Here is a 21887-nt window from a genome sequence, read left to right as displayed (position 1 = left end):
TTCGTGCATCTCCCGGTCATGCGTGTTTGCGGGTTAGTATCTCTGGGTGTCCTCAGACTGTTACGCGGAAGTCCAGTTAGCGAATGGATTGCGACTGGAGTGGCGAAATGCCGTAATCAAGGCGCGAATTGCGGAACGGCGGCTGTAGAGGTCTTCGACCAGGCGGTTGAGGCCAGTGGTGTCGAACTCGTACCACTCTTGCGGAATTTCTGCGGCAATGCGCCAAATCTGATCGATGTTCATTTCTTCAGCGCATGTAAGAGCCGGCTCAAACGCATCCCAGCCTTTCACATGGTTGTAGACACAATTCCTGGCGTAGACACCACGCAGAGGAGAATCAGGAAAATTCCACTCCCCCGCATTGAAGCAATACCCTTGGTCGATGAACGTCGCTTTGTATCTCGCTCCACGTTTCGCCTGGCGGCCGAATACTGCCTGACGCCCATCTGCATTGCACGTCCATTTATCGAGCACGATCACTCGCGCGAAATCTTTGAGATTCGTGACTTGCTGTAACAGGCCCTCAGGCAAGTAGTCGAACAGTTGGCCTTCAATCGGGTCCGCAGCGTATGCGGATCCCAGGTGCAAACCTGCTTTGAACGCAGTTCGTAGGCCTGCTACGTCCATGCGAAGATCGTCCGTATGCTCTATGAGCCAACCGCAAACCTCTATCGATGCGACGCTGGGGACTGGAAGACCAAGAATCGCTCCCAGCCGAGTTGCCAACATTTCATTGGCGAGCACCCGGACATGCTGGGGATTGTTCTGTTATGTTGCGAACTCAGTAATGTGCAGTTGACTCGCCGGGCCCGCGTGAATCCCAGTGTTCAGGATTTCTGACTGCACATTTCTCCATAGCATCAGAGTGGCGCTATTTAGCGCCTAAAGGAGATTCTGATGCTAAAGACGCTCTACCCCGCCTGCTCTCGGCGGTATACGTCATTGACGGTTTTTGGTCCGATTGTCGATGACTTCACCACCTGGCTTCTGCAGCACCACTACACCCATCCCTACATCAGGCAGCGGATTTGGCTGCTGGCTTACATGGACTTAACCCTTGTCCGGCGCGGCATCGACCACCTAAGCAAGGTTGAGCAAGGTGACTGGGTGGCTTGCCGAAAGAGCATACGGCGACAGTTCCCCTATCTTACGGACACCACCGATGCTCTGGAAAAATATCTGCGTTCAACAAACCTCTTGAAACCGGAAACTCGCACGATCAGTACAACAGCAAGATACCTATCTTCGTACGCAGATTATTTGGAGACCGTTCGTGGAGCTGCCGCGTCCACGATCCAGCAGAACTCGTATACGGCATCCGAACTGCTTGCATACCTCAAGATCGAGGGTGACGCTAGGCGGCTCAGGACTCTATCTGCCCATGATCTTGAAGGGTTTGTGAAAGTAATCAGTCATCGGTTTACTCGGGCAAGTTTGCACAGCATCGTGGGCCGGGTCCGCTCTTTCTTGCGGTTTCTGGCAGTGCAAGGCGAAGTACCCCAAGGGCTTGATCGCCAGATTGATACCCCTCGTGTCTACCAGGAAGAGCAGCTCCCGAGGGCCCTGCCTTGGGAGACAGTTCAGGCATTTCTCGACTCCATTGATCGCTCCAGCTCAGTGGGCTTGCGTGACTTTACGATGTTTTTCTTGATGGCGATCTATGGATTGCGCGCCAGTGACGTGACCGCGTTGACGTTGGATAACATTCATTGGCGAGCAGGTAGGATCTCGATTTCTCAGAGAAAGACCGGTACGATTCTGGAACTCCCTCTGACGGACGAAGTGGGAACAGCCCTGCACACATACCTCAAGCGGATGGCGCCGCCACCGCCCTTCCGGCAGCTTTTCCTTCGCCGGAAAGCTCCGCTTGGTCCACTGAAGACCGCTGCTATCTCCACAAGGTTTCGGTTCTGGGCAAGCAGGAGCAAAGTGCAGATTCGTGGGAAGGGAGCGTGTCATCGCATTCGGCACTCCTATGCGGTGCTTTTGCTGCGCAAGGGTACACCAGTAAAAATTATCGGTGACCTGCTCGGGCATCGCACGGTGGAGAGCACTTCAACTTACCTGCGGCTAGCCATCGAGGATTTACGAGATGTTGCTCTCCCTGTGCCAACCCAAGCCAAGAAACAGAAGGCGGTGCGCGCTTGAAACCAACATTCGCCTTCCAGTCGAAGCTAGGCCCAAGCATGACTCGATTTCTCCAACTCCACCTCGCGTTGGGCAAACGATACAAGAATGCAATGACAACAGTGAAGTCTCTGGATCACTTCTTGAGTCAGTTGCCTCGGGCTTCTCAGGAGTTGACTGCCGAAACTTTTAACGCCTGGTGCCGGAGCCAGTCTGAGCTGACATCGCGTGTGCGCCGGAATCGGATGTACGTGATTCGCAAGTTCTGTTGGTATCGGCGTCGCACGGTTCCTGGTTGCTTTGTTCCCGAAGCGATCTTTTTCCCACCGCTCAGCCAAACAGTGATGCCCTATATCTTTTCAGAAGCCGAAGTGGCGCAACTGATGAAGGCCGCATCCGGTCTTCAGCGACGACCGTATTCACCTCTCCGTCCTGAGGTGGTCCGCCTTTCGATCGTGCTGCTCTATACCACGGGTTTGCGGATTGGAGAGTTATTGCGGCTTGTCGTGAGCGATTTCGATGTTCGGGAGGGCACGCTCCTGATACGCGATTCCAAGTTCCACAAGTCACGCATCCTGCCATTGCCGGCAGATGTAATTCGCGAACTGGAGCACTATCTGCGAACCCGGCGCCGACATAACCTTCCTGTTCTTCCTTCCACACCATTCATTGGGCATTGTCGATATCGAGAAAAAGCTTATACAGCATGGGGATTCCAGTGCTGTTTGTGGCCCGTCCTGGACGCCTGCAACATTCGTACTCAGTCAGGCCGCCGACCACGCATTCATGATTTTCGGCACAGCAGCGCGATAAATACGATCATTCGCTGGTATCGCTGTGGGGCGGATGTGTGGGCGAAGTTGCCCTTTTTGTCGGCCTACCTCGGCCATGTCTCGATCAGCTCCACCTATCGTTATCTCCACTTTGTCGAACCGCTCCGGGCTCTCGCAAGTAAGCGCTTCGGTGACTCTTTTGGTGGATTGATCGTTCCGTTAGCCGGAAAGAAAGGGGATAGAGATTGAAACCTGTATCCCCAAACAAACTTGCCTTCCGTCTTCGCGAGTATTTCACAGACCATCTGCCGCGGGTTCGTGGCATGAGTCCTCACACCATCCACAGCTATCGGGACAGCTTAGTGCTTTTCCTGCGCTTTGTGGCCACCCAACAAAAGTGTCGAGTTCACGATTTGGACCTTGAGGACATCGGGCCAGATCATGTGCTCGCTTTCCTTCTGCATTTGGAGCAGGTTCGCAACAATAGTGCGACGACCCGCAATGTCCGCTTGGCTGCTATCCATGCATTTTGCCGCTACGTGGGAACTTATCATCCTGAACAACTGGAACGAATTCAGCGCATTCGTGGCATTCCCTTTAAACGCGCTCGCCAGCGGGTGATCGAATACCTGGAACGGGAAGAAATCGAGGCCGTTCTCGCTCGTATCAGCCGAACCACTCGGGATGATCGCCGCGACTACACCCTGCTGGCAACCATGTTCAACACGGGAGCGCGAGTGCAAGAGATCGTTAATTTGAAGGCTCGTGATCTGCAGTTGATACGACCGTTTCAAATCCGGCTCTTTGGCAAGGGCCGGAAGGAACGTTTCTGTCCCCTGTGGCGACCAACCGCGCAAGTGCTCCGTGATCATTGTGAAGAATATCATCTGGATCTCGGCTCGGATGCTCGGGTCTTTCTCAATCACCGAGGACAGCCGCTCACTCGGTTCGGAGTCAGATACATCCTAACGAAACATTTGAAGCGTGCTCGTAGCCATGTGAGCACCCTTAAACAAAAGCGACTTCATCCGCACAGCATGCGCCACAGTGCAGCCGTTGCACTTCTGCTCTCAGGCGTCGATTTAATTACGATCAGTCAATGGTTGGGACATTCCAGTCCAAACACGACGAATCGTTATGCCACGATCTGTCTGGAACTGAAGCGCCGTGCGATCAGCAAGGTCAAGCCAATCGGTCGCCGTTCCCGCTCTTCCTGGCGTAAAAACCAATCCGTTCTGGAATGGCTTGAGAATCTCTAACCTAACCGGCTCAGTAATGTGAAGTTGAACCGCTGGGAAATCCAATATACATGGGCGTCTCAGAAGGCCAACTGCACATTACTGAGCTCGCCACATAAAAGAACGAATGTGTAGCTGCACATTCGTTCTGGAACTTCGTGACGTAGTACAGACCGTCTGAGGCCCGAAGGAGTTGGGATTGCGATCCGCCACGCAATCGACGTACGTGCTGGATCGCAGAGATGCAGGCATTCACAAGCACCTCCTGAATTGTTGCGAGAAAGAACGGGTGTTGGCGGGCTAGATTGAATTACCAGGAAGAATGAGGATTCGGAATGTCGGTAGGTTCGTAGCTGGGATCAGCTTCGAGGTGGAAGCGCTTCGAGCGCCAGCACAATCTGCTTCAATGTTTCGAGGCTGTCCACTTTTTCGAGAGAAACAACTCGAAGCGAATTGAGAATTCTCGTTAGAGGCTCGGTCCCGACTCTCTCCAAGGCTAATTTCAGGCGCTGCAAGCCGCGTTCGGCCGCCTGCATGTGCTCTAATACCCGCAGTTGGAGAGCCTTATCCTGAATCTGGTTTGGATCCCAGGCTCGCGCCACTGACTTTAGCAAGCCGCGATATAGGGCCTTTCCTAGCGGTTCGGCCAGCGCCTCAATCTGTCGGACCAGGGAGCTTTTAGTCGTGGTTGCTGCTCCGTTCCGACGATTATCCTGGGCAGGAGCGATGCTGGCCTTGTCCTGGTGGTCCGAACTTGGATTCGAATCGTTGTGCGGCCGTAGCCCTTTTCGCCAGCCATCCGGCGTCGCCCACTCCGGCAATGTGGGAATCTTCTTTGGTCGCTTTCGGTCGTCGATATCAACCCAGACGCCAGTGAAGTAATAAAGATAACGTCCTAGTCCGAAGCAGGAACAAGCTCGTTTGAAGGCCTGTGCTTCTGCGCTCGTACCAGCATTGTCATCATCGGCCCACTCCTCGCCTGTCGCCGAGTGTGAACCGAGACCGAGGACCGTTAGCTCGCAGGTGACGAAAATCTTCGCGACTGTCTTCTGGTCTTTGCCGCGTTGGAAATTTGCGCTGGTGTGAACCGCGTATTTCCGCGTCCAGCCGGCTGGAGTCAACAAGGCATTCAGACGGTCGGTGTAGGCTCTTTGATCCGCGTATGGCATCACCTGGCCCCGTCTTTTGTCTTTTGCCGTATTAGTGACGCGCCATTCAATCACGGAAGAATCGAAGGGCACTTCCAGATCGCCAATGATCTGCCTAATGCGATCGTCGCTAAGACGTAAAGCGGAACCCAGGTGCTGGCTGGCGAGCGCATCATTTGCGCTGACGTGCGGTGGAGATGCGCTTCCAGCATGTCCATTCGGAGCAGTCATAGGATTATCCTTTGGGTAGAGATAAATCTGAGGATCGTGCTTAGTAGACGATTTCGACTTTGCCGGAAGGATGCACGAGAAACAGGTTGAAGTCGATCTCGGCTCCGCCACCAGCGCGAAGGCTTTCCTGAAACGCACCATCGTAGGTGGCGTAATAGCGTCTCGTAAGTGAAGAGAAATATGGTTTGGCTTTGTGGTAGGTAAGCTGCGCCATGGCTCGGTCCCCCTTCTGGTGCTTCAAATCGAGTTCAGCGTCCGCTCAGAAAGGAATATCTTCGTCCGTGATCTCGGCCGAACCGGCGTAAGCAGGCTGGCGCTGATCGTCGTTGCGATTGGACCGATGCTCACTATCGCCGCCGTTCTCATGTGATCCGAGCAGAACCAGGTCGCGAGCGACAATTTCGGTCCGGTACTTTTTCGTGCCGCTCTCACGGTCGTCCCAACTCGACGTCTGAAGCTTGCCTTCGATGTAGAGTTTGGCGCCCTTCTTCACATACTCGCCAACGATCTCCGCCAAACGCTGCCAGGCCACAATGTTGTGCCACTCGGTTCGCTCCTGCCATTCGTCGCTCCGATCTTTGTACTTCTCGTTGGTAGCGAGGCTGAATTTGGCAACCGGCGTACCGCTTGGCGTATATTTCACTTCCGGGTCCTTGCCGACATTTCCGACGAGGATAACTTTGTTCACGCTCTTAGGCATGTCACGACTCCAATCATCAAGGATTTGCCCCAAGCCGCGAATGCAGCTGAATGGAAAGTTTCAGAATTGAGCGAGGTTCAGCCGCAATAGATGCGCGGGAATGATTTCAGCAGCTCGATGCATTTACGTAGGCGCCAAGGCCCGATTGCCGGGCTATTGCTTGTATCCGGTGGAGGGCGAAGGAGGGCCGGATCGCGCCTTTAGGTGGCGTATGCCGCTCTGTGATTCCAGTTCCGCTTCAATCCATCCGCGGCTCCTTTGGTCGCCGAAATAGCACAGCCCCACGAGATCCTCGCCGCATTGCGAGACAAGGCGCAGTAGCTGCTGGTTGGTAATCGAGTGAAATGGGTAAGGACGGCCGGCACAGAACTTGAAGCGCGCCGATGAGTCGGTTGGATCCGGCGGGAACTCGATTTCAATGTGTTCCCATCGGCGCCCGAGTTCGAGCAGCAAGCAAGGCATCACAATATTTGAACAGTACGCGATGTCTTCGATACTGACTGCGTGCCGCTCCGCCATGTTGCCCTGAAGTGCTGGCACAATCTCGGACATTAGCCGTGCCCTCGCACGCTCACCCCAGGAATCGGGCTGTGTCGTGAGGCGCAAAATATCTTCACTCAATAAAGCTAGAAATTGAGCAAATCCAACGCGACGCAGGTCTGTAAGCACCTGTTTGGAGTCCGCCAGAAGTTCGTTGCAGTGTTTGAGGATCTCCGCCGCTTTTCTGGCGGATATGCGCGGGATTCGCTGTTTTGCGAGGACGGAAACTTGTTCTTTGCTGCCACGCATTGTGAGCTCCTAATCTTGAACTGAGACTGCCAAAGCGGGCTGATCCGTACGCGGCACATTATAAGCGCACGCTATTCCATTCGCTTGAGTATGCCGCCGAAATGCCCTTTTTCTCTCCGATGGCGGCGCGAATGCCGGTGGGGCATGTTGCCAATGGGGACGTAACAACAGAGTGGGCAATCCTGCTCAGAAAAGAAATCGTCATTCATTTCGGACCTGCATCAACTCTGGAAATTAAGACGAAGATGGTGCGCGGGAGGTTGGACAAATTCAAGAACTGGCGCGCAGTGAGGGCCGGCCAGCGCTTGGCATGCGCCGGCGCGCAAAACCGTGATCCCGATACCAGACCATCTGCATGGTAGACGTGCTTTCCTTTGCCGAAGTACTTGCCAAGGTCAGGGGACCTCCGTTTCGGGCATTCGCACTGCGCAATCTGTCGCGGAGCTACTGCTCAACGCGCAAGTTGTTTTACCGGACACGAGTCTCGAGTCAGGATGTCGCGGCATCGACGTTCCAGCAATTGGGCGAGAATCTCAGCGTCATTTGCGGCATCCACAGGATCGCGAGGCAGAGCGGAACAAAGACAAGCTTTGAGCCAGGAAGAAGCTGCCGGGTCGCCAAGGACGGCAGCGATCTCGGGTAGTTCACCCGAATTCGGAGGCTCGATAGGAAGGCTCACGCTGCGCCATCTCCAGTATTCAAACTAGCCTCAGTTGTTGGCATCGTTTCAAGCTTCATGGTCAGGGCTTGCGGCTGCAGCAAATGACAGTGACGGCAACCTACGCAGCATACGGCGGCCGTGATCAGAGCGACTGCATTCTGGAAGTTCGTAGGCAACGTCGCGATCTCCCCGGCACGGCTATAGAACACCGGCGCTACAGAACCTCCATAACAGGCGTCCTTCCCCCAGAGCTCCATCTCGAGGCCGCCTCGCCTTCCATAAAACAAAACCTCGCTCACTAGTCGCGGCCGGTGACCGTTCCCCTGGCTTGCGAGATTGTGCCTCGTAATGAGCAGGTCATACGTGCGTTGCACCCGCAGCATTTCGATACGCACCAGGACCGGCGCGACCACGACGGCATGCACGCCATTGACGCCGACGCTGTCAACCCGCTGCAGCCAGCCGAGCGCGGTTCCGTACTCATCCACAAAGCTCGAATAAGCTCCGAGATCGGCCACGGCGCCGCCGGATTCGACACCGCGAAGGACGTAGCGCTTTGCCAGGTGCTGGTGCTCAATCGAGATCGAGGGCTGGCAGTAGATTCCCGCCCTTCGCAACTGCTTCAGTGTGAGCGCCGGCAGGCGCAACCCCTGCCTGGCCAGGACCTCTCGTTGGTCGAGGGAGTGTTTTAGATTTGTGGCATGTGCGCTCATATTAGACCGTCCTCTTGATTCGGATGGGCTGTCCCAATGCAGCCCGAATCATTTCTTTAGAACATCCTGCCCAACAGCGATAGAGGCGCGGATCGGATACCGAGATTGCGAGATTGTCGCCGCTCCGATCACGGCCTTGGCCGGCGCACGACGGACACCGCGTCCAATAATTCCCAGAGCGCCTGCGTGCCGGCCGAAGGTAATCGAGAATGCGAAACTCGCGCCGGTTGGGATCGAAGGGAGGCAATTCGACCTTCGGTTTAGGCCGGTACTCCTCAGGCATTTCCATGCCCTGAATAAACCTGCGCATCTCATCCTCGGAGATTTTCTTTAGCCGTTCCAGGTAGCGGAGCTGCGCATCCCCGTCGTAATCAGCGCCGTAAAACCAATACCGTTTCCCCGCGCCGCGATGAATTCCTAGCGGACCACGAATGGCATTCCCGAATTCACCCGGCCCTAACTGGTCCTGGCGTGGAAACACTTCAATCCCCTCGGCAAGACCAGCAGCGCCCTTTAGCGGAACTCGCAGCCGGCGGGCGAGATTATAGATGTAGATCCGGCACTCCTGTGCCAGCAGCGGCTGAGCCATGAAGATCCAAAGATGACCGCCGCGGCGAGACCTTTCGAGGGCCGAGTCAACCTCGTCCTGGCGAAGTTCCCATTGCAGCTTGAGCAGGTCTTCCAGTGCGTTCTCGTAGTCGGCATCAATGGCCACCCACTTGGAGCGCTGTGTCTTTGGGTTCAGAGAATAAAGACCGATTGTCACCCCGCCATTGAGGTGGTCGCGGATGGTTCCGAGGGACAGGCGCCGGTCGCGTTTTGGACGATAGTAATAATGCTTGCCGTTGTCTCCTGGTCTCGTCGACTGCATAGTGTAGGCAAGCCGATTGACAAATAGGGTGTAGTATCGGCGCGCTAATTCGAGAGTAGTGCCAGCGGCCACACTTTTCGGATCCGTTGGTCGAGATGTCATATCTTGAACCCTGAATTCAATCCGATTGCTCGCCGAATCACGCATTTCCAGCCGGATTAATTGCTGTAAGGGTTCGGCGATTCTCCATGTATCCGAGCAGCTCATACTCGGCCACAAGCTGCTCGAATTCACCTGTGGTCAGCGTATCTTCACGGCCTTGCTCGAATACCGCGAGATAGAACTGGTGCCGCTCCCGGTCATACAAATAGATCGCTCCAGATTCCGGAATTCCGGCAACGGTTTGAAGGAGCAATACGCATTTCGGCATCTCGATCCAGCGCGCGGCGACGCCTTCGCCGATTGCCAGAAATACCTTCACTACGTGTGCAATATTGGCGTGCTCGGGCAGGCCAAGTTCTTCGGTTGTGAACAATGGTTCGAAGCGTAAACGTCCTCGGCTGTAATGCATGGGTGTGCTCCTTTTGGATAGAGGGTCTGGTGTCTTCGCGTTCCGTTTTTCTTGTGTGACGGCCAAGCGCGCACGGCAAAAGTCCTCGTAGAATTGCGGGTAGTCCTGGCGTTTGATCACGAACTTGGACCACAGTCGCCGCGCAAGACAGTAAGCTCCACATATTGGGAATCGAAACAACTTGAGCAGCGGACTGTCACAGACAGCTCTTGCGACGCTGACATGAAACCGAACAAAACGTACGCCGAAGAACTGCTTCAGCCAGCCTAAGAACAGCGTGCCAGCATGTGGACCACTCGGTTGCTGATTGCGAACGAGGCTTGGCCCGACAGTGCCGCGGAGTAACACCTGCTCCAGGTTGGAACGAGCATCAATCTTCCGTGAATGAGGACCGGCCGAGTGCTTTGTTGGTTCATACACGTCCAGCATGCGCACACAATACCGATCTTCATCAGCATGCTTTCTGGCGTTCAGCCGTAGCGATCCAAACGACATGAAATATAGGGGGGAGTCAGAATGTAAAAGCCTGAATCGAGACTGGTTGCGAGCGGTCCAAAAAGGCGCTTCCGACTGCGAGAAAAGGCGACCCAGATGGCGAGAAGAGGTCAAAGACAGGTCAAAAAGAAGAGTCGGCGCAAGTGAGCGGTGCCTGTGAGTCATTGCAGTAGCTCCCTGAAAGGCATTCCGGCGAGGTTCCCCGGGGTGAGCACGCGCGTCTCAAGAAGGCTCTGTCCAAACTCCTTCGCGTTTGCAAAGGCGACATTGGTGGCTACGGATTGGAACTCATGCAGGAGGTGAACCAGCACTTCTATACCGGAGCTGAGGTAGAGAATGCACGTAATCTGACGCTCTCGGTCGAGCGCGTCTCGTATGCGTTCGTAGTGTCTGGCGCTCTTCAGAGTTCGTTCATATTCAAGCGCAAATCGTGCAGTGTTGCCGCCGACCCAGACCTCTACGATGGCGTCGTAATCCTTCTGGTAGGGAGCACGGGAAATCGTATTGAATGATTTGGATTGCAGGACGGTCGAAAATTCGCCATGATGTTCGAGCAGGTGGATGCCGTCACGTGTGATCCGATAGACGGCGGAATCAGCGCCAAAGAAGTCTTCGCACACGCCAAGATAGCCGGCCTTAACCAGGCGCCGGAGCCTCCAATTGAAGCTGTCCCGCGAACGTTCCCAGCCGCCAAATCGCATGAGATCAAAGAGCTGATCGTGACTGATAAACTTCGCATTACGGACCTGTCGCAACAGCGGGACATCTCGTCCGACTTGAACTGCCAGGCCATTTTTCGCGTACCGCATAAGAAGGTTCTCAAACTCATTCTTCGAGGAGGCTGAGCGCTGCATCATGCCGCCCATCCGCCACTCTGAGATGCCAAACGCCTAGCGAAGTCCTCACCCAATCGCCGGGTCTCATGAGCAACAGGGCCTCGCCTCTGTCCCGCAACTGGCTTACAGCTATGGGGAACACTGTTTCCGATTTCCAGCCAGGATTTCGACAATCGAATGCGCCACAGCGTTCACAGGACAGGGCGAGCAAGTAGGAATCCGGTCGCGCACCATCCGCAATCTTCCTGACGAACAACAGCCGGTTTCCACCAAACGCAAACGTCACGTCCGCGCATTCGAAAGTCGCCCCGATGGAACGGTTGGGAAACTGGGGGTTGAAATCGCCGACTCCGTTAAAGCGGAGCAAACCAGGCACGATCCAGTAACGACGGACCTTGCTTCCCGAGCGCAGGCCAGTCGAGTTGAAGTAGGCCGCGCGGCGGGTAAATCGGTAACGATCCTGGGGATCGCGACCGAAACGAGCCCACCAGTTACTGCCGAATCCCAGGATCTTGACCAACATTGTCGAGGTACTCCATTAATTTCTTGTTCAGCTTCTTCATCGCTTCTACTCGTTCCGGTATCGCGAGTCTTGATGCCCGGCCAAGTTGATCAATGATCTCTACAGGGACGTCCATCCTTTGGCGTTCGAAGTACTGACAGAGGTCCGCAAAACGCGCGCTCTCCTGCGCCAGTTCCTTCTCGCCGGCCGGCCGCGAATTCAGGCGCTCGTCGTACTGGTTGCGATCTTCGACTGGTCCGAGATCGCCACTAGGTTCAAACCTGTCGAGGGCTCCTTTCACGTTCTTCGATCTTTTGTTGCTTGCCATTTGTCGAGCTCCTTATTTCATGAGCCTCAATCAAGATCATTCGCCTTTCAGGCTGCGGTTCTTTTCTTGTTCCGCGCGTAACTTTCGTTCGCTCTCAGTGAGCTGCCGCCGGAGCAGGTTCATCTGTTCCCGCATGGCGGTTATTTGTTGTTCTTGTGAATTGAGTTTCATAACGAGGTCGCCATCCCCGTTAAAAAGTGCGATCTGCGCACTCGTCACGGTTTTCGAAGGAACACTCGCGGGCTCAGTCGGTGCGACCTTCGTGTTTCCATTTGTTGGCGGCGCTGTGGGTTTTTTCTGCTCAGTCGAGGCGCGAGGGCGCGAGGAGGATGCAACGGAAGCACTGGCCGCCGAGGGGTGCGCATGCAGTGCAGATTCTCTCAAGGCGCACAAGGATTGTATGAACCCTTGATTTCTCTTGTTCGCCTCTTCTACCTGGCCCTTGGCCCGTGCCAGAGCGTGTTCCAATTGGCCCAAGGCGTCTGCTGCCATCCACTCACCGCGCGTGTGTCGCTTCTGCTGATAGACGATGATGATAAAGAGGCAGCCAAGCAGCCCCAGGGAGACCATGTTGGACCAAAAATAGCCATTCTCGATGCTTTCAGTGAGAAGAAGCTTGCGGTTCTCATCAACACATTGGCCGTAGTCCTTGTCTGAGGGATTAATTTTCTTCAGCGTAAAATCCACGAAGCTTTGCCTCGATTTCGAGGGCCCGCCATTGGCTGCGGGATCGTACGTCGACCGGGTGCTTTGAGCCCAACATAACGTTGATAGGCTTGTGGCGAGAAACACGGCCAATACTGCAGAAGTTGTGCCTCTCACATCCATGCAATTCTGCCTGTTCTCATCGAAAGCTTGCCATGCTGTCGAATCAAATTCGTGTCTTTGAAGCGTAAATTGGCGCCTTCAACGTGCGACACGGAATGGAGCCTTGGGTAAATCGTTGGCTCGAATCCCGGAAAGCGGTAGTTGCGAGGAACGCGCACATGCAAGTGCGAGTGCAACGTCCCCTGCCGATTGTCGGTCATTAGGATTTCCATCTGACCTACAGGCAGGTTCTTGATGTGCTCATCCTGTGAACGAGTGTCCTTGATATCGGTCTCGCTTCCGAATCCAATCGGTTGATATTTTTCCTCTAGTAACCCCGTGCGCTGCACCGTTAGCGTCCGTCGTTTCTGCGGGACACGTGCCGACGCTTTGAGGAAATACTGTGCTGTTTCCTCGTCTCGCGTGCGGAGCAACATGGTCGTGTTCGGTGCGGACGAGACGTCGTCGCGGAAGCCGCGGCCGACCATCAGAAGCTGTGGCAGAGATTGCAGCGCGAATAGAAATGCAGTGTTGGTGCCGCGCGCCGTTTGAAGAATCTGCGCAAAATTTGAATACGCAAAAGGCGCAAACTCATCCAGGATGACGCTGACCATCGGCCGGTTCTGGCGGCGGCGTTCCTGCTCGTCTTCATACCGCTTGCCGATGATTAGCTGCATGTTCTGCAGGAGCATCCGGCCGAGAGCCGTTACGGCTTTTGAGTTCTTGTTGGTGTTGAGCGAGACAAACAGGATCAACTCTTTTTCGATCACCTCATCAAGCGACAAAACCTCATCGTAGGCGCCGGTAACGGCCGAAAGATCGTCCTCCAGAAAGGTCATTAGCTCGTTGAGAAGCCCTTGAATTTTTGGCACCCGATCCCGGTCTTCGAAGGACTGCTGCAGGTTCCGAATGGACATCTCAAGATTGAGCTCCCGTTGGTGAGTCACGCCAGTCTGAGTAGAAAACCGGCTGCGGGCAATCGCGATTTGCTCCTTTAGAACTCTCTCGTCCAGCGCAAGTACGAGCACATCATGGATGTTGAAGCGCTTGCCGGTGTGCGCCAGCACTCGCACGAGGTCGCTTAGATAAGTGGCCTGATGCCCGTGAAAGAAGTCTTCCTTGAGATCGAACGACTCAAAGACGAAGTTTGCATGCTCCTGGTAGAGACCGTGCTCGCTGAAGAACGGGTTATACCGAACGGAAATATCTGGCCGGGAGGGGTTGAGGACACGTAGTTGGTGCATGCGGCCCGCAGTTTCAATGGCCGGTAGCAGATCAGAAAGGAACTCCTGGTCGCCCTTGCCATCGAAAATCAGCATCGGGATGCGGTGACGGTCATTCGGCGGACCAACCGTACGAAACAGATCTTGGGTAATGATATTTTTCAGCAGCGTTGTCTTGCCTGAGCCGGTAGCGCCGAACACGACCGATTGCATGACGCGAGTTGCGTCGGGCCAGAGCCACGGCTTTCCGTGCACGTCATAGCCGAGAACGATTGCGTTATGGTCGTAGGCAGACTGGATCGCCTTTCGGTCTTTTTCCGGCGATATATATAAAGGAGGGTGAGGCCAAGCGGTTTCGCGGCGCCGCGGCAGGGTGATTACGTACCAGGCAACCGCGATGCACCCAATTGACGCAAAGAGCAGATAGAGTCCGCCCTCTACCAATTGCGCTGGGCGCAGGTGATAACGCGCGACCAAGATGTAGGAGCCGGCCGCAACCAGAACCAGCGCACCCAGAACTAAGACGAGTCCGAGGCTTTCTTCCTGATCGCGATGATAGGCCCTGCGGCCAAGACGATATTCATTTTCCGGTTTCATGGATGGACAAAGCTGAAGAACAAAAAGCTGCCCGCGCTGAAAGTGATGAGCACAGCCAGCAATAGCAGAACGGGGTTCAAGCGAAACCTGCCATTCTTAGTCCGCGGCCTAAGAGGATTTTCGGTCCAGTGCCGCAATGAGGCGAGAATGGTGTCTTCGCGCTCTTGCGCGAGATAGCACTGGAGCCGCTCGCGCATGGGTTCGATTTGCTGATTCCGTCTCATGGTCACATCACAAAGGTCGCCTTGAGTCCGGACTCAAATACCAGTTGCAGCACCGCCGGCCCCTTCAGATCTTGCCGGATGGCAACAACTCCCTGGGCCGAAGAGCCCGGCTCCAGCTGTTCCGACTCGCTCTCAACATGGCCGACAGCCAGAGGCAATGCTTTCGCTGTGCCCAGCTTCTTCAACCCGCGAGAGTCCAGTTGCGTGTGCGCGATGCTGCCTAATGAAATGGACGAATGCTCCGGCTTCAGTTCAAACACAGCCGGCAGGCCCGCGCGGTAGCTCGCTTCGGTGTCATTTTCGATTGTGTAGTGGACGTAGATCGTGCTCCGCGTCCTGAATACCTGTTCGACACGAATGCTGACCTCATTCGGTCGTGTCCGCACGCTGCTGTGCATCTGGACTGCTCCCAAGAACGCGCGTGTCAACATCATGTCAGCGAGTTCGTCCGCACTGCTGCTTACAACCGGCGGCGCAGCAGGAATGGCCGCATCAATAGCAAAGTTCATGGTCTTTACCTCTTCCGTGGTTTCTAATTCGTAGGCGAAGCGCCTGGATGCGGTCCAAACAAGAAGGTCGGTGGACACTCCGGGCTTCGTTGGCTTGACGAACACTTTGTTGTCCTGGCGCTCGATCTGGAAGTCGGAACTGCCGGCTGCCGCCATCGTGACGGGCTCGTGAAATTCAAGCACTGTCAGATGGTTCAGAGCCGTCGCAATATGGAGCACATTCTGAGCCGGAGCTTGTGGTTGCTGCGCGCCCAGTGCGACGGCAAATAGCCCGAATATAAAGATGGAGAGAATCCCTTTCATATTTTCCTTTTTTGGCCCTGAGCGGAACCCCGCGAGGGATTCCGCCCAGAGTAGTTACGGCCTCACATGATCCAAGGCACATCGTTAACGTCCCCATCTGCCGAGACGCTAGGAAACTCCACGTCTTCATCCACTCCCGCAGCTTGCTCCGCGGTGGTTTCTTCGCCGTGGGATTTGGTCGATGCATCCGTGTGGGTCTGTTCGGGTTTGTCGTCGAGGAGGATGTTCCCGTCTTTCAGCTTGAACAGGAACGTATGTTTCTGTCCTCCGTTAAGGGGATCAACCAGGAAAACCCGCCCGGAGGAATCAGTACGAACGAATCCCTCGTAAAGTTTGGGTACATGTACGCGGACGAACTTGCCTCCGGTGCGCTCGGCCAACTTCACGATCAGTTCCTGCGGAAAGGCGAGAAAGAGAATCGAGCCGCTGGAGCGCTCGCCTCGCGAAACCACACGGTTGAGCGCCTGCAGCCAACCAAACCGGTTCTCCGTCTTGTTCTGCGCCCAGATGCGGACGAAGGCCAGGATGGACTTCATCTCGTATTTGCCGCGCTCCTCATCAAAATGGCAGGCGCCATAAGACTGGTTCATGGCAAATAGCTTCTGTCTCCGCAGCTCCTTGTCGAGACTCTGCCGTACCGCGTCCCACTCGGCTTTGGCTTTTTCCAGTTGTGCTTTGAGGTGTTCACGCCGCGCGGCGATCTTGGCGATCATGGCTGCATAGGCCTGATTGACGAAACGGCATTCCTTCATCATCTCGCGGGTGACCTGTTCACCCACTACTAGTGACTTGAATGCCTCAATCGAAGCTTTGTTGGCCAGGAGGTCTTCGATCTCCTTGCGGACATGGTTGTAGAGTTTCCCGATGCGGTCGGTGCTTTCGACATCGAGATGGAGCGGCAGATCAGAAACCCGGCGCTCGTTTTTGTAACGAAGCCATGGCGCCTGCCGTACCTGCTGGCGTATTTCGGAGACAAGCTTTAGATCCGGCTGGACTTGCCACTTGAGGCTGTCGAGCGCGTTCTGGAGTTCCTTCGCCAATTGCTGGGCAAGCTCTTCTTTGCCCGAAGCACGGCAAGAGGTCATCAAATCGGTGATCGAGCCGATGTGATTTCCCCGGGCCTTCATGGCTACGTGCTCCAGATTGAACCAGGGGTCGCGGGCCTTGTTGGCTTTGTTTTTCCCCTGTTGGGCTCCCAGTCCTCGTGAAAACCGGTCCTTCACAAAGCGCGAAAACCGGTCTTCCTCGACCACGCAGATCCAGTCGAAATCAAAATCGCCGCCGTTCTTTTTTGCTGTTTCGGAATGGAGAACGTAAGCGCCCTCCAACCGCAGTTGCCGCGCCATCAGGTCGCGTCCTTCAGCCTCGGTCAGAACACACCCTTGCGCAGCAAGGTGCTCGCTCAGATGCTTCACGATCAATGGGTCGTGTAAGTTCCTGAAAGGCAGAAGATCGTCAACCATGCGTATCGGGTAACGGACGCAAAGGCCCCACTTCGAGGCCAGTGGAACGATGGCGCTGTGCTCGGGAATCCAGTCGGAGCCCGAAAGCACCTTGCCATCTTTCAAAAAGAGATATCCGTCATCCATCAAGGCAAATGCCGGCAGACGGAAGCCTCCTCCGGTCGTTAGCTTGAACGCCCAGCGGGCAAGAAGTTTATTCAGTTGATTGTTGACGTAAGGATGACGGACGATCTCACCGCTCGCGTCGGCCAAAAGCAGGCCTTCGACGATTCTGAATTCCTCGCTCGTATCCTGATCCGGGTCCGGAAGGTTCTCCGGATGCCGGCCCAGAATCTCAAGAAGTTCTTCATAACGGCCTTCGCTTACCGCTCCACTCAGCTTGCGCACCTGCTCCATTGCCTGTGGTAAAATTTCCAGCTGAATTGAGTCCTCGGGTGCATGTTCTAGCAACGTGTAACTGGACTCAAACTCGAGCTGGCGGGAGAATTCGCGGATACCCGTCACGGTCATCCCGCGAAATCTTCTGCCCGGCCCGAAGATCGAGTACATCACCGCCGGAACCTTCAACCCTGGTTTGACCGCACTCTCCGGCAGAATGAAATCCGCCTCAAGCGCGTCGGCAACATCATCCTCCATGATTTTGAATGAGCCTTTCGCCTGGGTATTGGAAAAGGCCATACGAAACTGGTAGAAGCGGCCGTCCGGAAGGACTTTCCGGCGTACCTCCTGTTTCGCAATCTGGGCCAGTTCTAGTCTTTCCTGCTCGCCCAAAAGTTCCTGGTCGGGAGGCTTGTCATAGCGATCCCGGAGGAGCCGGTCAATTTCCTCCATGATGAGTTGTTGCTCATGACTTTGCTGGAGCTTCAGGAACAATGAACGCCTGATCCATCCCCGGCAGTCGTTCGTCCCGAGCTTGCCATCGGGCACGACAAGCACACGTGCATCGGGTTCCTCCATCATCACTTTGCATGAGGAAACGAGGATCCCGAAATAGACGATTGCCGCCTGGGGCCAATGCTGGAACCGCTCGGCAATCGCACGGCTGTGCTCCTGGCCGACAAAGTAAAATTTGCCCTTCTTTGCCGAACCACTTGCGCCGACTAATTTGTAGTGAATTCCGTTCCAGACAAGTTTTGCCAGCCGGTTTTCGACCTGCGACTCCTCAAAGTCATCAAGGATCTCGGTCGGCACGTTCACGCTGGCGACCTTGATTCCGGGATAGAGCACGCTGAGCAGCGTGTTCTTCAAGGGCTCAAGATCGTGCAGCCGTGGCGCTACTCTGCCATTGCGGTCGATCTCAAGGTTCTGAATCTGGTCAGTCGGGATTCTGTAATTCTTCGTCTTTGTATTCTTCGTCATTGTTATTCTCCTTAACTATTTGTTCCCGCCGGAGACCCGGAGAGAGTTAAGGAGTTTGCGTAACCGCAAGCTCTCTCGTCGTCTCGCCTGGCCGCCGGTTCGGGTTCGCTCGGCCTGGCTCTCGACAGCGAGAAGCCCGGTCAGCACATCTCCCCACATCAAGCCGTGGGGCGCTCAAAGGACCAAATTACTTGCGTTGGTCATCTGAGAAGTCGAGTGCTGTGTTGTTAAAGAGAAATTTAGCTTTTAGACAGCCTGCTTAACGATCACAGGACTGCCACCGCCATTTACCTCCGGAATTGCTTTCCAAGCCGCCAATGTGTAGAACGGCTGGCTATTCTTGAAAGACTGAATCAGGGCCTCACCTTCGCTTGCTACTTCTTGTCCTAGTTCGAGTGAACCGGGCGAGGAGCCGGGCTTTGGCAGGAAGTAGCGCAGAGACACTTCAACTCCGTTACGTCGCTTGCGCCGAGTGCTTCCATCGTTTGCTGTCGGCGGCGCTGATGCGCCTGCCGGTGGTCTGTTGTCCATTGCGATGCTCCTTTATTTCTGTCCAGCAAAATCTGCCTGCTGCAGGACCCAGTCGCGTTTCTCGCCCTCGATCGCCCGCTCCCAGTACTCACCAATGAGCAGGCCGCTCGGGTTCTGCTCCGAACGCTTCTCGACCACCAGGCGCACATGGAATTCACTGACCACCTTGTCCACAGTTTCGTTGTGGTCGTGGAGGCGGTGGACCTCCTTCACTCCAAAGGCGGTGTAGGTCAGCGGATCGTCCTTCCCGGCCTCAAGCGAGCGGAGTTGGAATTCTGAACTGGTCTGATCGTCCTGAATCTTGCCGACCAGGTTCTCTTTCTGCATACCTCCGAACGCCGTGCGGCGAAGGTTCGCGGTCATCATGTTCAAACTGTCGGCCCAGTTGCGGCTTACGTTTGAGGGAGTGAAATCCAGGTAGCGTTCGAGAAACTGGCGGACAAAGGCACGTTTCTCAAACTCGGTCGGCTCAGCGGTTGCTCCCTGAGTGACAGAAAGCGACGGTTTTTGTGCGCCTACAATTCCTGCGTGGCCATTTTCGTCCACGCGGATTACCGTTGGGGGCTGCACGCGCACGTAAACGGCAAAACCAAGCGCCAGCAATGTAGCAGGCACGCACAAAAACGCCAGCAGCATGGCTCGATTGGCGTATGCCCGCAGGGCGCCATCGTGTTCGTAGTACCGGCCGTAGCTGAGTTTTTCCGGATGCTCAGATTCCTGCTCTTTTTTCCTTTTTAACCACATATTCATCGTTTCCTTACTGGCCCTATCTGCGACGTCTGAACAGAAGGCCGAAAAACTTGCCGATATAAAAGAAGATTAGGGTGGTGATGCTGTAGGGTCGGAACTTCGTTCCTTCCGGCTCCCAGATCGGTGGTTGTCTCCACATACAAGCCTCCAAAGCATGTCAGTTGTCCTCCGGTTTTTGCCTTCCTGCTGCGCGTCCCAAGGCCCGCGCAACATTGAAGGTGACCGCCTGAGTCACTGACTTTGGCGAGTAAATGTAGCCCGATCTCGCCTGGCTGGCCGAAGGCGAGCGACTTCCATCCTGATTCCCGGAACTCCCGCTCGTGCCTCCACTTACCACCGGCGTAACCGGGCTACTGTTGCTGTTCATGGCGCTCGACAGCCCCGACTGCAGGAACCCCGCCATTGATGTCGCCGGAGTTGGAGGAGGCATGGATGAACTTATGGCCATGGAGGAAGAGCCGCCGCCCGCGCCTGCTCCCGCCGCGGCGGGAGTTGCGGCTGTGCCGGCACCGGCACCGGCGGCAAATCCACCTACAGCCGCCAATGCCGCACCGGCCGCAGCGGCTGCGGCGCGGACTAAAGCGAATGCCGTCGATCCCACGTCGCCCGAGATGATTCCTTTGGCAATAAATGGGACCATTGCGATGGCAAGGGCGTAGAAGATGCTCACCAGGCCTAACATGGCCGAGTCAGGCACGCCCTGCAGAAAACCAAGAAAACCGTTGCCCAGTACGTTGTTGACCTGATTGAAGTGAATCGCCGTGATCAACGCACCGAAAACGGAATAGAGAATGCCCCAGGCATTCCAGATCATCAGATTGATGGCGTAAGTTCTCCCGAGCTGTCCGATCCCGGAGACAGGAATGAGCGCCATTACCAGCGGTCCGGTGACATACAACACGGTGCCGTAGAGCGTGTAGAAGAAGCAGAAGATGATGATGGCCAGCGCATACAGAATGTAAGCAATCAGCAGCAGCCCGACAGTTATCGTTCCTGAGATATCGCCGGTAATCATGTCCCAGAATGTGAGGTTGGGATTGGTTGTCGCCTGCTGCTGGAGCTGCGTCATCCAATTCATAAACATGTCGCCGGCACCGGAGCTGTTCGACACAAAATCTGCAACTGCGGTGAACGATCCATTTACATCGCGGAACACCGTGGTCCAGTTCGACAGGATCATGGCAACAACGACGTACTTGATTGCCGTTACTGCCAGCGCCTGAAGATCGCCACCACGAAGCGCCGCCTGATACAAGCCGACCAGGAAGCCAATCAGCAGGATCGCGAACGCGATGTTCGTGATAGTCGGGATGACCCGCGTACCATCAATCGCGCCCAGAGCCGTATTCAATAGGTGCTCGAAATAAAACACGATCAGTGCGCCCCCTGCAGCACCTGGCTTCCAGCTGAATGCAAATTCGTGGTATGAGCGGTCGAGAACTTCAATTGCGCACCGTTATTGGCCAGCTCGATTGACCGCACCCGTACCAACTCCGCCATGGCCGACTGTGTGTAGGCATTAGCACGAACCAGCCACGCCGATGCCTGCGCCTCAAGGATGGCTGCACTCCCCGGAGCTGCGGTCTGTAGCTGCTGGTTGATCTGCTCCGCCGCCTGGAGCTCAAGATCGGCCAAGGCATCGATCTCTACGGCTTTTTTCATTGCGGCCTGCGCCTCGGCATCGGTCATATCAACCAGGTCGCGAACTTGTGGTGGCGCGTCCGTTGCGGACATTACCGCGCCATACAGAGCGGCATAGTTGCCAGTAATCTGCGGAACGGAATTCGGATTTCGCGAAAGCAGGTTTTTTTCGAGTTGTTGGGGGGTTGGCAAAGTGGCGCTTGAGACAGATAACTGAAACGTCTGCTTCATCTGCGTAAACTGGCCCTGGAACTGACCGGCCAGCCCGCGCGCCTGATTGAGTGCCGCGATCGGGAATACCACCTGCTGCTCAAAATTGGCCGCTTGCTGCTCAAGCTGCTGAATGGCTCCGAGTGGCTTCGCGACAACACTACTCAGGAGATTTGAAATCGTGGTCAGCCCGACCGAGATGATGGCGCAGCAGGGATCCAGACCCAATTGGCTCCTGGCCTTTGTAGGCAGCATCATCACTACGACGGCAAGTGCCACAGCACAAGCAACGGCGTTTCTTACCCATTTCCACACGCGATTGAATGATGGACGTAACATTTGAGGCT

25 protein-coding genes are annotated in these 21887 nt (G+C 55.4%); 4 read left to right on the top strand and 21 right to left on the bottom strand.

Going from position 1 to position 21887, the window contains the following annotated elements:
* Positions 1-60 precede the first annotated feature (60 nt).
* Positions 61-729 (bottom strand): phosphatidylinositol kinase, encoded by a 669-nt coding sequence (locus tag LAO76_04915; GenBank protein ID MBZ5490257.1) that lies wholly within the window; start codon positions 727-729, stop codon positions 61-63.
* A gap of 168 nt (positions 730-897) precedes the next feature.
* On the opposite strand from LAO76_04915, the gene LAO76_04910 reads away from it, so the two are divergent.
* The 3 genes from LAO76_04910 to LAO76_04900 all read left to right on the top strand — a co-directional run bounded on the left by LAO76_04910 (position 898) and on the right by LAO76_04900 (position 4159).
* Positions 898-2148 carry a tyrosine-type recombinase/integrase gene (locus LAO76_04910; GenBank protein ID MBZ5490256.1) on the top strand — a complete coding sequence of 417 codons (1251 nt, stop codon included), beginning with the start codon at positions 898-900 and terminating at the stop codon, positions 2146-2148.
* 92 nt (positions 2149-2240) lie between these two features.
* The gene (locus tag LAO76_04905) at positions 2241-3149 is read left to right on the top strand and encodes a tyrosine-type recombinase/integrase (protein MBZ5490255.1); all 909 of its coding nucleotides are present in this window, start codon (positions 2241-2243) and stop codon (positions 3147-3149) included.
* 74 nt (positions 3150-3223) lie between these two features.
* Positions 3224-4159 (top strand): site-specific integrase, encoded by a 936-nt coding sequence (locus LAO76_04900; protein MBZ5490254.1) that lies wholly within the window; start codon positions 3224-3226, stop codon positions 4157-4159.
* 338 nt (positions 4160-4497) lie between these two features.
* On the opposite strand, the gene LAO76_04895 is transcribed toward LAO76_04900, so the two are convergent.
* The 4 genes from LAO76_04895 to LAO76_04880 all read right to left on the bottom strand — a co-directional run bounded on the left by LAO76_04895 (position 4498) and on the right by LAO76_04880 (position 7006).
* Positions 4498-5517, bottom strand: coding sequence for a hypothetical protein (locus LAO76_04895; protein MBZ5490253.1), 1020 nt, complete (start codon positions 5515-5517; stop codon positions 4498-4500).
* A 40-nt stretch (positions 5518-5557) separates the two neighbouring features.
* Positions 5558-5731: a hypothetical protein gene (locus LAO76_04890; protein ID MBZ5490252.1), complete on the bottom strand. Its 174-nt coding sequence runs from the start codon at positions 5729-5731 to the stop codon at positions 5558-5560.
* A gap of 45 nt (positions 5732-5776) precedes the next feature.
* Positions 5777-6217: a single-stranded DNA-binding protein gene (locus LAO76_04885; GenBank protein MBZ5490251.1), complete on the bottom strand. Its 441-nt coding sequence runs from the start codon at positions 6215-6217 to the stop codon at positions 5777-5779.
* Between the two features lie 153 nt (positions 6218-6370).
* Positions 6371-7006: a hypothetical protein gene (locus LAO76_04880; protein ID MBZ5490250.1), complete on the bottom strand. Its 636-nt coding sequence runs from the start codon at positions 7004-7006 to the stop codon at positions 6371-6373.
* Between the two features lie 101 nt (positions 7007-7107).
* On the opposite strand from LAO76_04880, the gene LAO76_04875 reads away from it, so the two are divergent.
* Positions 7108-7368: a hypothetical protein gene (locus LAO76_04875; GenBank protein MBZ5490249.1), complete on the top strand. Its 261-nt coding sequence runs from the start codon at positions 7108-7110 to the stop codon at positions 7366-7368.
* Positions 7369-7457: 89 nt separating this feature from the next.
* Here the strand turns inward: LAO76_04875 and LAO76_04870 are convergent, their stop codons facing one another.
* The 16 genes from LAO76_04870 to LAO76_04795 all read right to left on the bottom strand — a co-directional run bounded on the left by LAO76_04870 (position 7458) and on the right by LAO76_04795 (position 21879).
* Positions 7458-7673 carry a hypothetical protein gene (locus LAO76_04870; protein ID MBZ5490248.1) on the bottom strand — a complete coding sequence of 72 codons (216 nt, stop codon included), beginning with the start codon at positions 7671-7673 and terminating at the stop codon, positions 7458-7460.
* A gap of 8 nt (positions 7674-7681) precedes the next feature.
* A complete protein-coding gene (locus tag LAO76_04865; protein MBZ5490247.1) occupies positions 7682-8380 on the bottom strand; it encodes a hypothetical protein in 699 nt (232 codons plus the stop codon).
* Position 8381: 1 nt separating this feature from the next.
* Positions 8382-9251, bottom strand: coding sequence for a hypothetical protein (locus LAO76_04860; protein ID MBZ5490246.1), 870 nt, complete (start codon positions 9249-9251; stop codon positions 8382-8384).
* 139 nt (positions 9252-9390) lie between these two features.
* Entirely contained in the window at positions 9391-10422 is a 1032-nt protein-coding gene (locus LAO76_04855) for a hypothetical protein (protein MBZ5490245.1), read from the bottom strand.
* Positions 10419-11066, bottom strand: coding sequence for a hypothetical protein (locus LAO76_04850; GenBank protein MBZ5490244.1), 648 nt, complete (start codon positions 11064-11066; stop codon positions 10419-10421). The genes LAO76_04855 and LAO76_04850 overlap by 4 nt, the downstream gene beginning before the upstream one ends.
* A 16-nt stretch (positions 11067-11082) precedes the next feature.
* Positions 11083-11616: a hypothetical protein gene (locus tag LAO76_04845; GenBank protein MBZ5490243.1), complete on the bottom strand. Its 534-nt coding sequence runs from the start codon at positions 11614-11616 to the stop codon at positions 11083-11085.
* Entirely contained in the window at positions 11585-11923 is a 339-nt protein-coding gene (locus LAO76_04840) for a hypothetical protein (protein ID MBZ5490242.1), read from the bottom strand. The genes LAO76_04845 and LAO76_04840 overlap by 32 nt, the downstream gene beginning before the upstream one ends.
* A 36-nt stretch (positions 11924-11959) precedes the next feature.
* Positions 11960-12610 carry a hypothetical protein gene (locus LAO76_04835; protein ID MBZ5490241.1) on the bottom strand — a complete coding sequence of 217 codons (651 nt, stop codon included), beginning with the start codon at positions 12608-12610 and terminating at the stop codon, positions 11960-11962.
* Positions 12611-12741: 131 nt separating this feature from the next.
* A complete protein-coding gene (locus tag LAO76_04830; protein ID MBZ5490240.1) occupies positions 12742-14550 on the bottom strand; it encodes a type IV secretory system conjugative DNA transfer family protein in 1809 nt (602 codons plus the stop codon).
* A complete protein-coding gene (locus LAO76_04825) occupies positions 14547-14774 on the bottom strand; it encodes a hypothetical protein (protein ID MBZ5490239.1) in 228 nt (75 codons plus the stop codon). The genes LAO76_04830 and LAO76_04825 overlap by 4 nt, the downstream gene beginning before the upstream one ends.
* Positions 14775-14776: 2 nt before the next feature.
* Positions 14777-15586, bottom strand: coding sequence for a TrbG/VirB9 family P-type conjugative transfer protein (locus tag LAO76_04820; protein ID MBZ5490238.1), 810 nt, complete (start codon positions 15584-15586; stop codon positions 14777-14779).
* 62 nt (positions 15587-15648) lie between these two features.
* Complete coding sequence (locus LAO76_04815) at positions 15649-18297, bottom strand: hypothetical protein (protein ID MBZ5490237.1); 2649 nt, start codon at positions 18295-18297, stop codon at positions 15649-15651.
* A gap of 357 nt (positions 18298-18654) precedes the next feature.
* On the bottom strand, positions 18655-18939 hold the full coding sequence (locus LAO76_04810) for a hypothetical protein (protein MBZ5490236.1): 285 nt from the start codon (positions 18937-18939) through the stop codon (positions 18655-18657).
* Positions 18940-18951: 12 nt separating this feature from the next.
* Positions 18952-19683 carry a hypothetical protein gene (locus LAO76_04805; GenBank protein ID MBZ5490235.1) on the bottom strand — a complete coding sequence of 244 codons (732 nt, stop codon included), beginning with the start codon at positions 19681-19683 and terminating at the stop codon, positions 18952-18954.
* Between the two features lie 163 nt (positions 19684-19846).
* Positions 19847-21040, bottom strand: coding sequence for a hypothetical protein (locus tag LAO76_04800; GenBank protein MBZ5490234.1), 1194 nt, complete (start codon positions 21038-21040; stop codon positions 19847-19849).
* Positions 21041-21063: 23 nt separating this feature from the next.
* Positions 21064-21879 carry a hypothetical protein gene (locus LAO76_04795; GenBank protein MBZ5490233.1) on the bottom strand — a complete coding sequence of 272 codons (816 nt, stop codon included), beginning with the start codon at positions 21877-21879 and terminating at the stop codon, positions 21064-21066.
* Positions 21880-21887: the final 8 nt, after the last annotated feature.

The sequence above is a fragment of the Terriglobia bacterium genome (genome assembly GCA_020072645.1).
Lineage (GTDB): Bacteria > Acidobacteriota > Terriglobia > Terriglobales > Acidobacteriaceae > Angelobacter.
The sequence above is the reverse complement of the archived record's forward strand: the minus strand, read 5'-3'. Positions and strand labels throughout refer to the sequence as shown.

Bases quoted from the DNA above. Each gene is read 5' to 3' on its own strand.
- LAO76_04830 (MBZ5490240.1), bottom strand. From the start codon at position 14,550: ATGAAACCGGAAAATGAATATCGTCTTGGCCGCAGGGCCTATCATCGC.
- LAO76_04875 (MBZ5490249.1), top strand. From the start codon at position 7,108: ATGCCCTTTTTCTCTCCGATGGCGGCGCGAATGCCGGTGGGGCATGTT.
- LAO76_04820 (MBZ5490238.1), bottom strand. From the start codon at position 15,586: ATGAAAGGGATTCTCTCCATCTTTATATTCGGGCTATTTGCCGTCGCA.
- LAO76_04795 (MBZ5490233.1), bottom strand. From the start codon at position 21,879: ATGTTACGTCCATCATTCAATCGCGTGTGGAAATGGGTAAGAAACGCC.
- LAO76_04895 (MBZ5490253.1), bottom strand. From the start codon at position 5,517: ATGACTGCTCCGAATGGACATGCTGGAAGCGCATCTCCACCGCACGTC.
- LAO76_04910 (MBZ5490256.1), top strand. From the start codon at position 898: ATGCTAAAGACGCTCTACCCCGCCTGCTCTCGGCGGTATACGTCATTG.
- LAO76_04840 (MBZ5490242.1), bottom strand. From the start codon at position 11,923: ATGGCAAGCAACAAAAGATCGAAGAACGTGAAAGGAGCCCTCGACAGG.
- LAO76_04880 (MBZ5490250.1), bottom strand. From the start codon at position 7,006: ATGCGTGGCAGCAAAGAACAAGTTTCCGTCCTCGCAAAACAGCGAATC.
- LAO76_04890 (MBZ5490252.1), bottom strand. From the start codon at position 5,731: ATGGCGCAGCTTACCTACCACAAAGCCAAACCATATTTCTCTTCACTT.
- LAO76_04885 (MBZ5490251.1), bottom strand. From the start codon at position 6,217: ATGCCTAAGAGCGTGAACAAAGTTATCCTCGTCGGAAATGTCGGCAAG.
- LAO76_04900 (MBZ5490254.1), top strand. From the start codon at position 3,224: ATGAGTCCTCACACCATCCACAGCTATCGGGACAGCTTAGTGCTTTTC.
- LAO76_04825 (MBZ5490239.1), bottom strand. From the start codon at position 14,774: ATGAGACGGAATCAGCAAATCGAACCCATGCGCGAGCGGCTCCAGTGC.
- LAO76_04850 (MBZ5490244.1), bottom strand. From the start codon at position 11,066: ATGCGGTACGCGAAAAATGGCCTGGCAGTTCAAGTCGGACGAGATGTC.
- LAO76_04845 (MBZ5490243.1), bottom strand. From the start codon at position 11,616: ATGTTGGTCAAGATCCTGGGATTCGGCAGTAACTGGTGGGCTCGTTTC.
- LAO76_04810 (MBZ5490236.1), bottom strand. From the start codon at position 18,939: ATGGACAACAGACCACCGGCAGGCGCATCAGCGCCGCCGACAGCAAAC.
- LAO76_04860 (MBZ5490246.1), bottom strand. From the start codon at position 9,251: ATGCAGTCGACGAGACCAGGAGACAACGGCAAGCATTATTACTATCGT.
- LAO76_04865 (MBZ5490247.1), bottom strand. From the start codon at position 8,380: ATGAGCGCACATGCCACAAATCTAAAACACTCCCTCGACCAACGAGAG.
- LAO76_04905 (MBZ5490255.1), top strand. From the start codon at position 2,241: ATGACAACAGTGAAGTCTCTGGATCACTTCTTGAGTCAGTTGCCTCGG.
- LAO76_04855 (MBZ5490245.1), bottom strand. From the start codon at position 10,422: ATGACTCACAGGCACCGCTCACTTGCGCCGACTCTTCTTTTTGACCTG.
- LAO76_04805 (MBZ5490235.1), bottom strand. From the start codon at position 19,683: ATGTGGTTAAAAAGGAAAAAAGAGCAGGAATCTGAGCATCCGGAAAAA.
- LAO76_04915 (MBZ5490257.1), bottom strand. From the start codon at position 729: ATGTTGGCAACTCGGCTGGGAGCGATTCTTGGTCTTCCAGTCCCCAGC.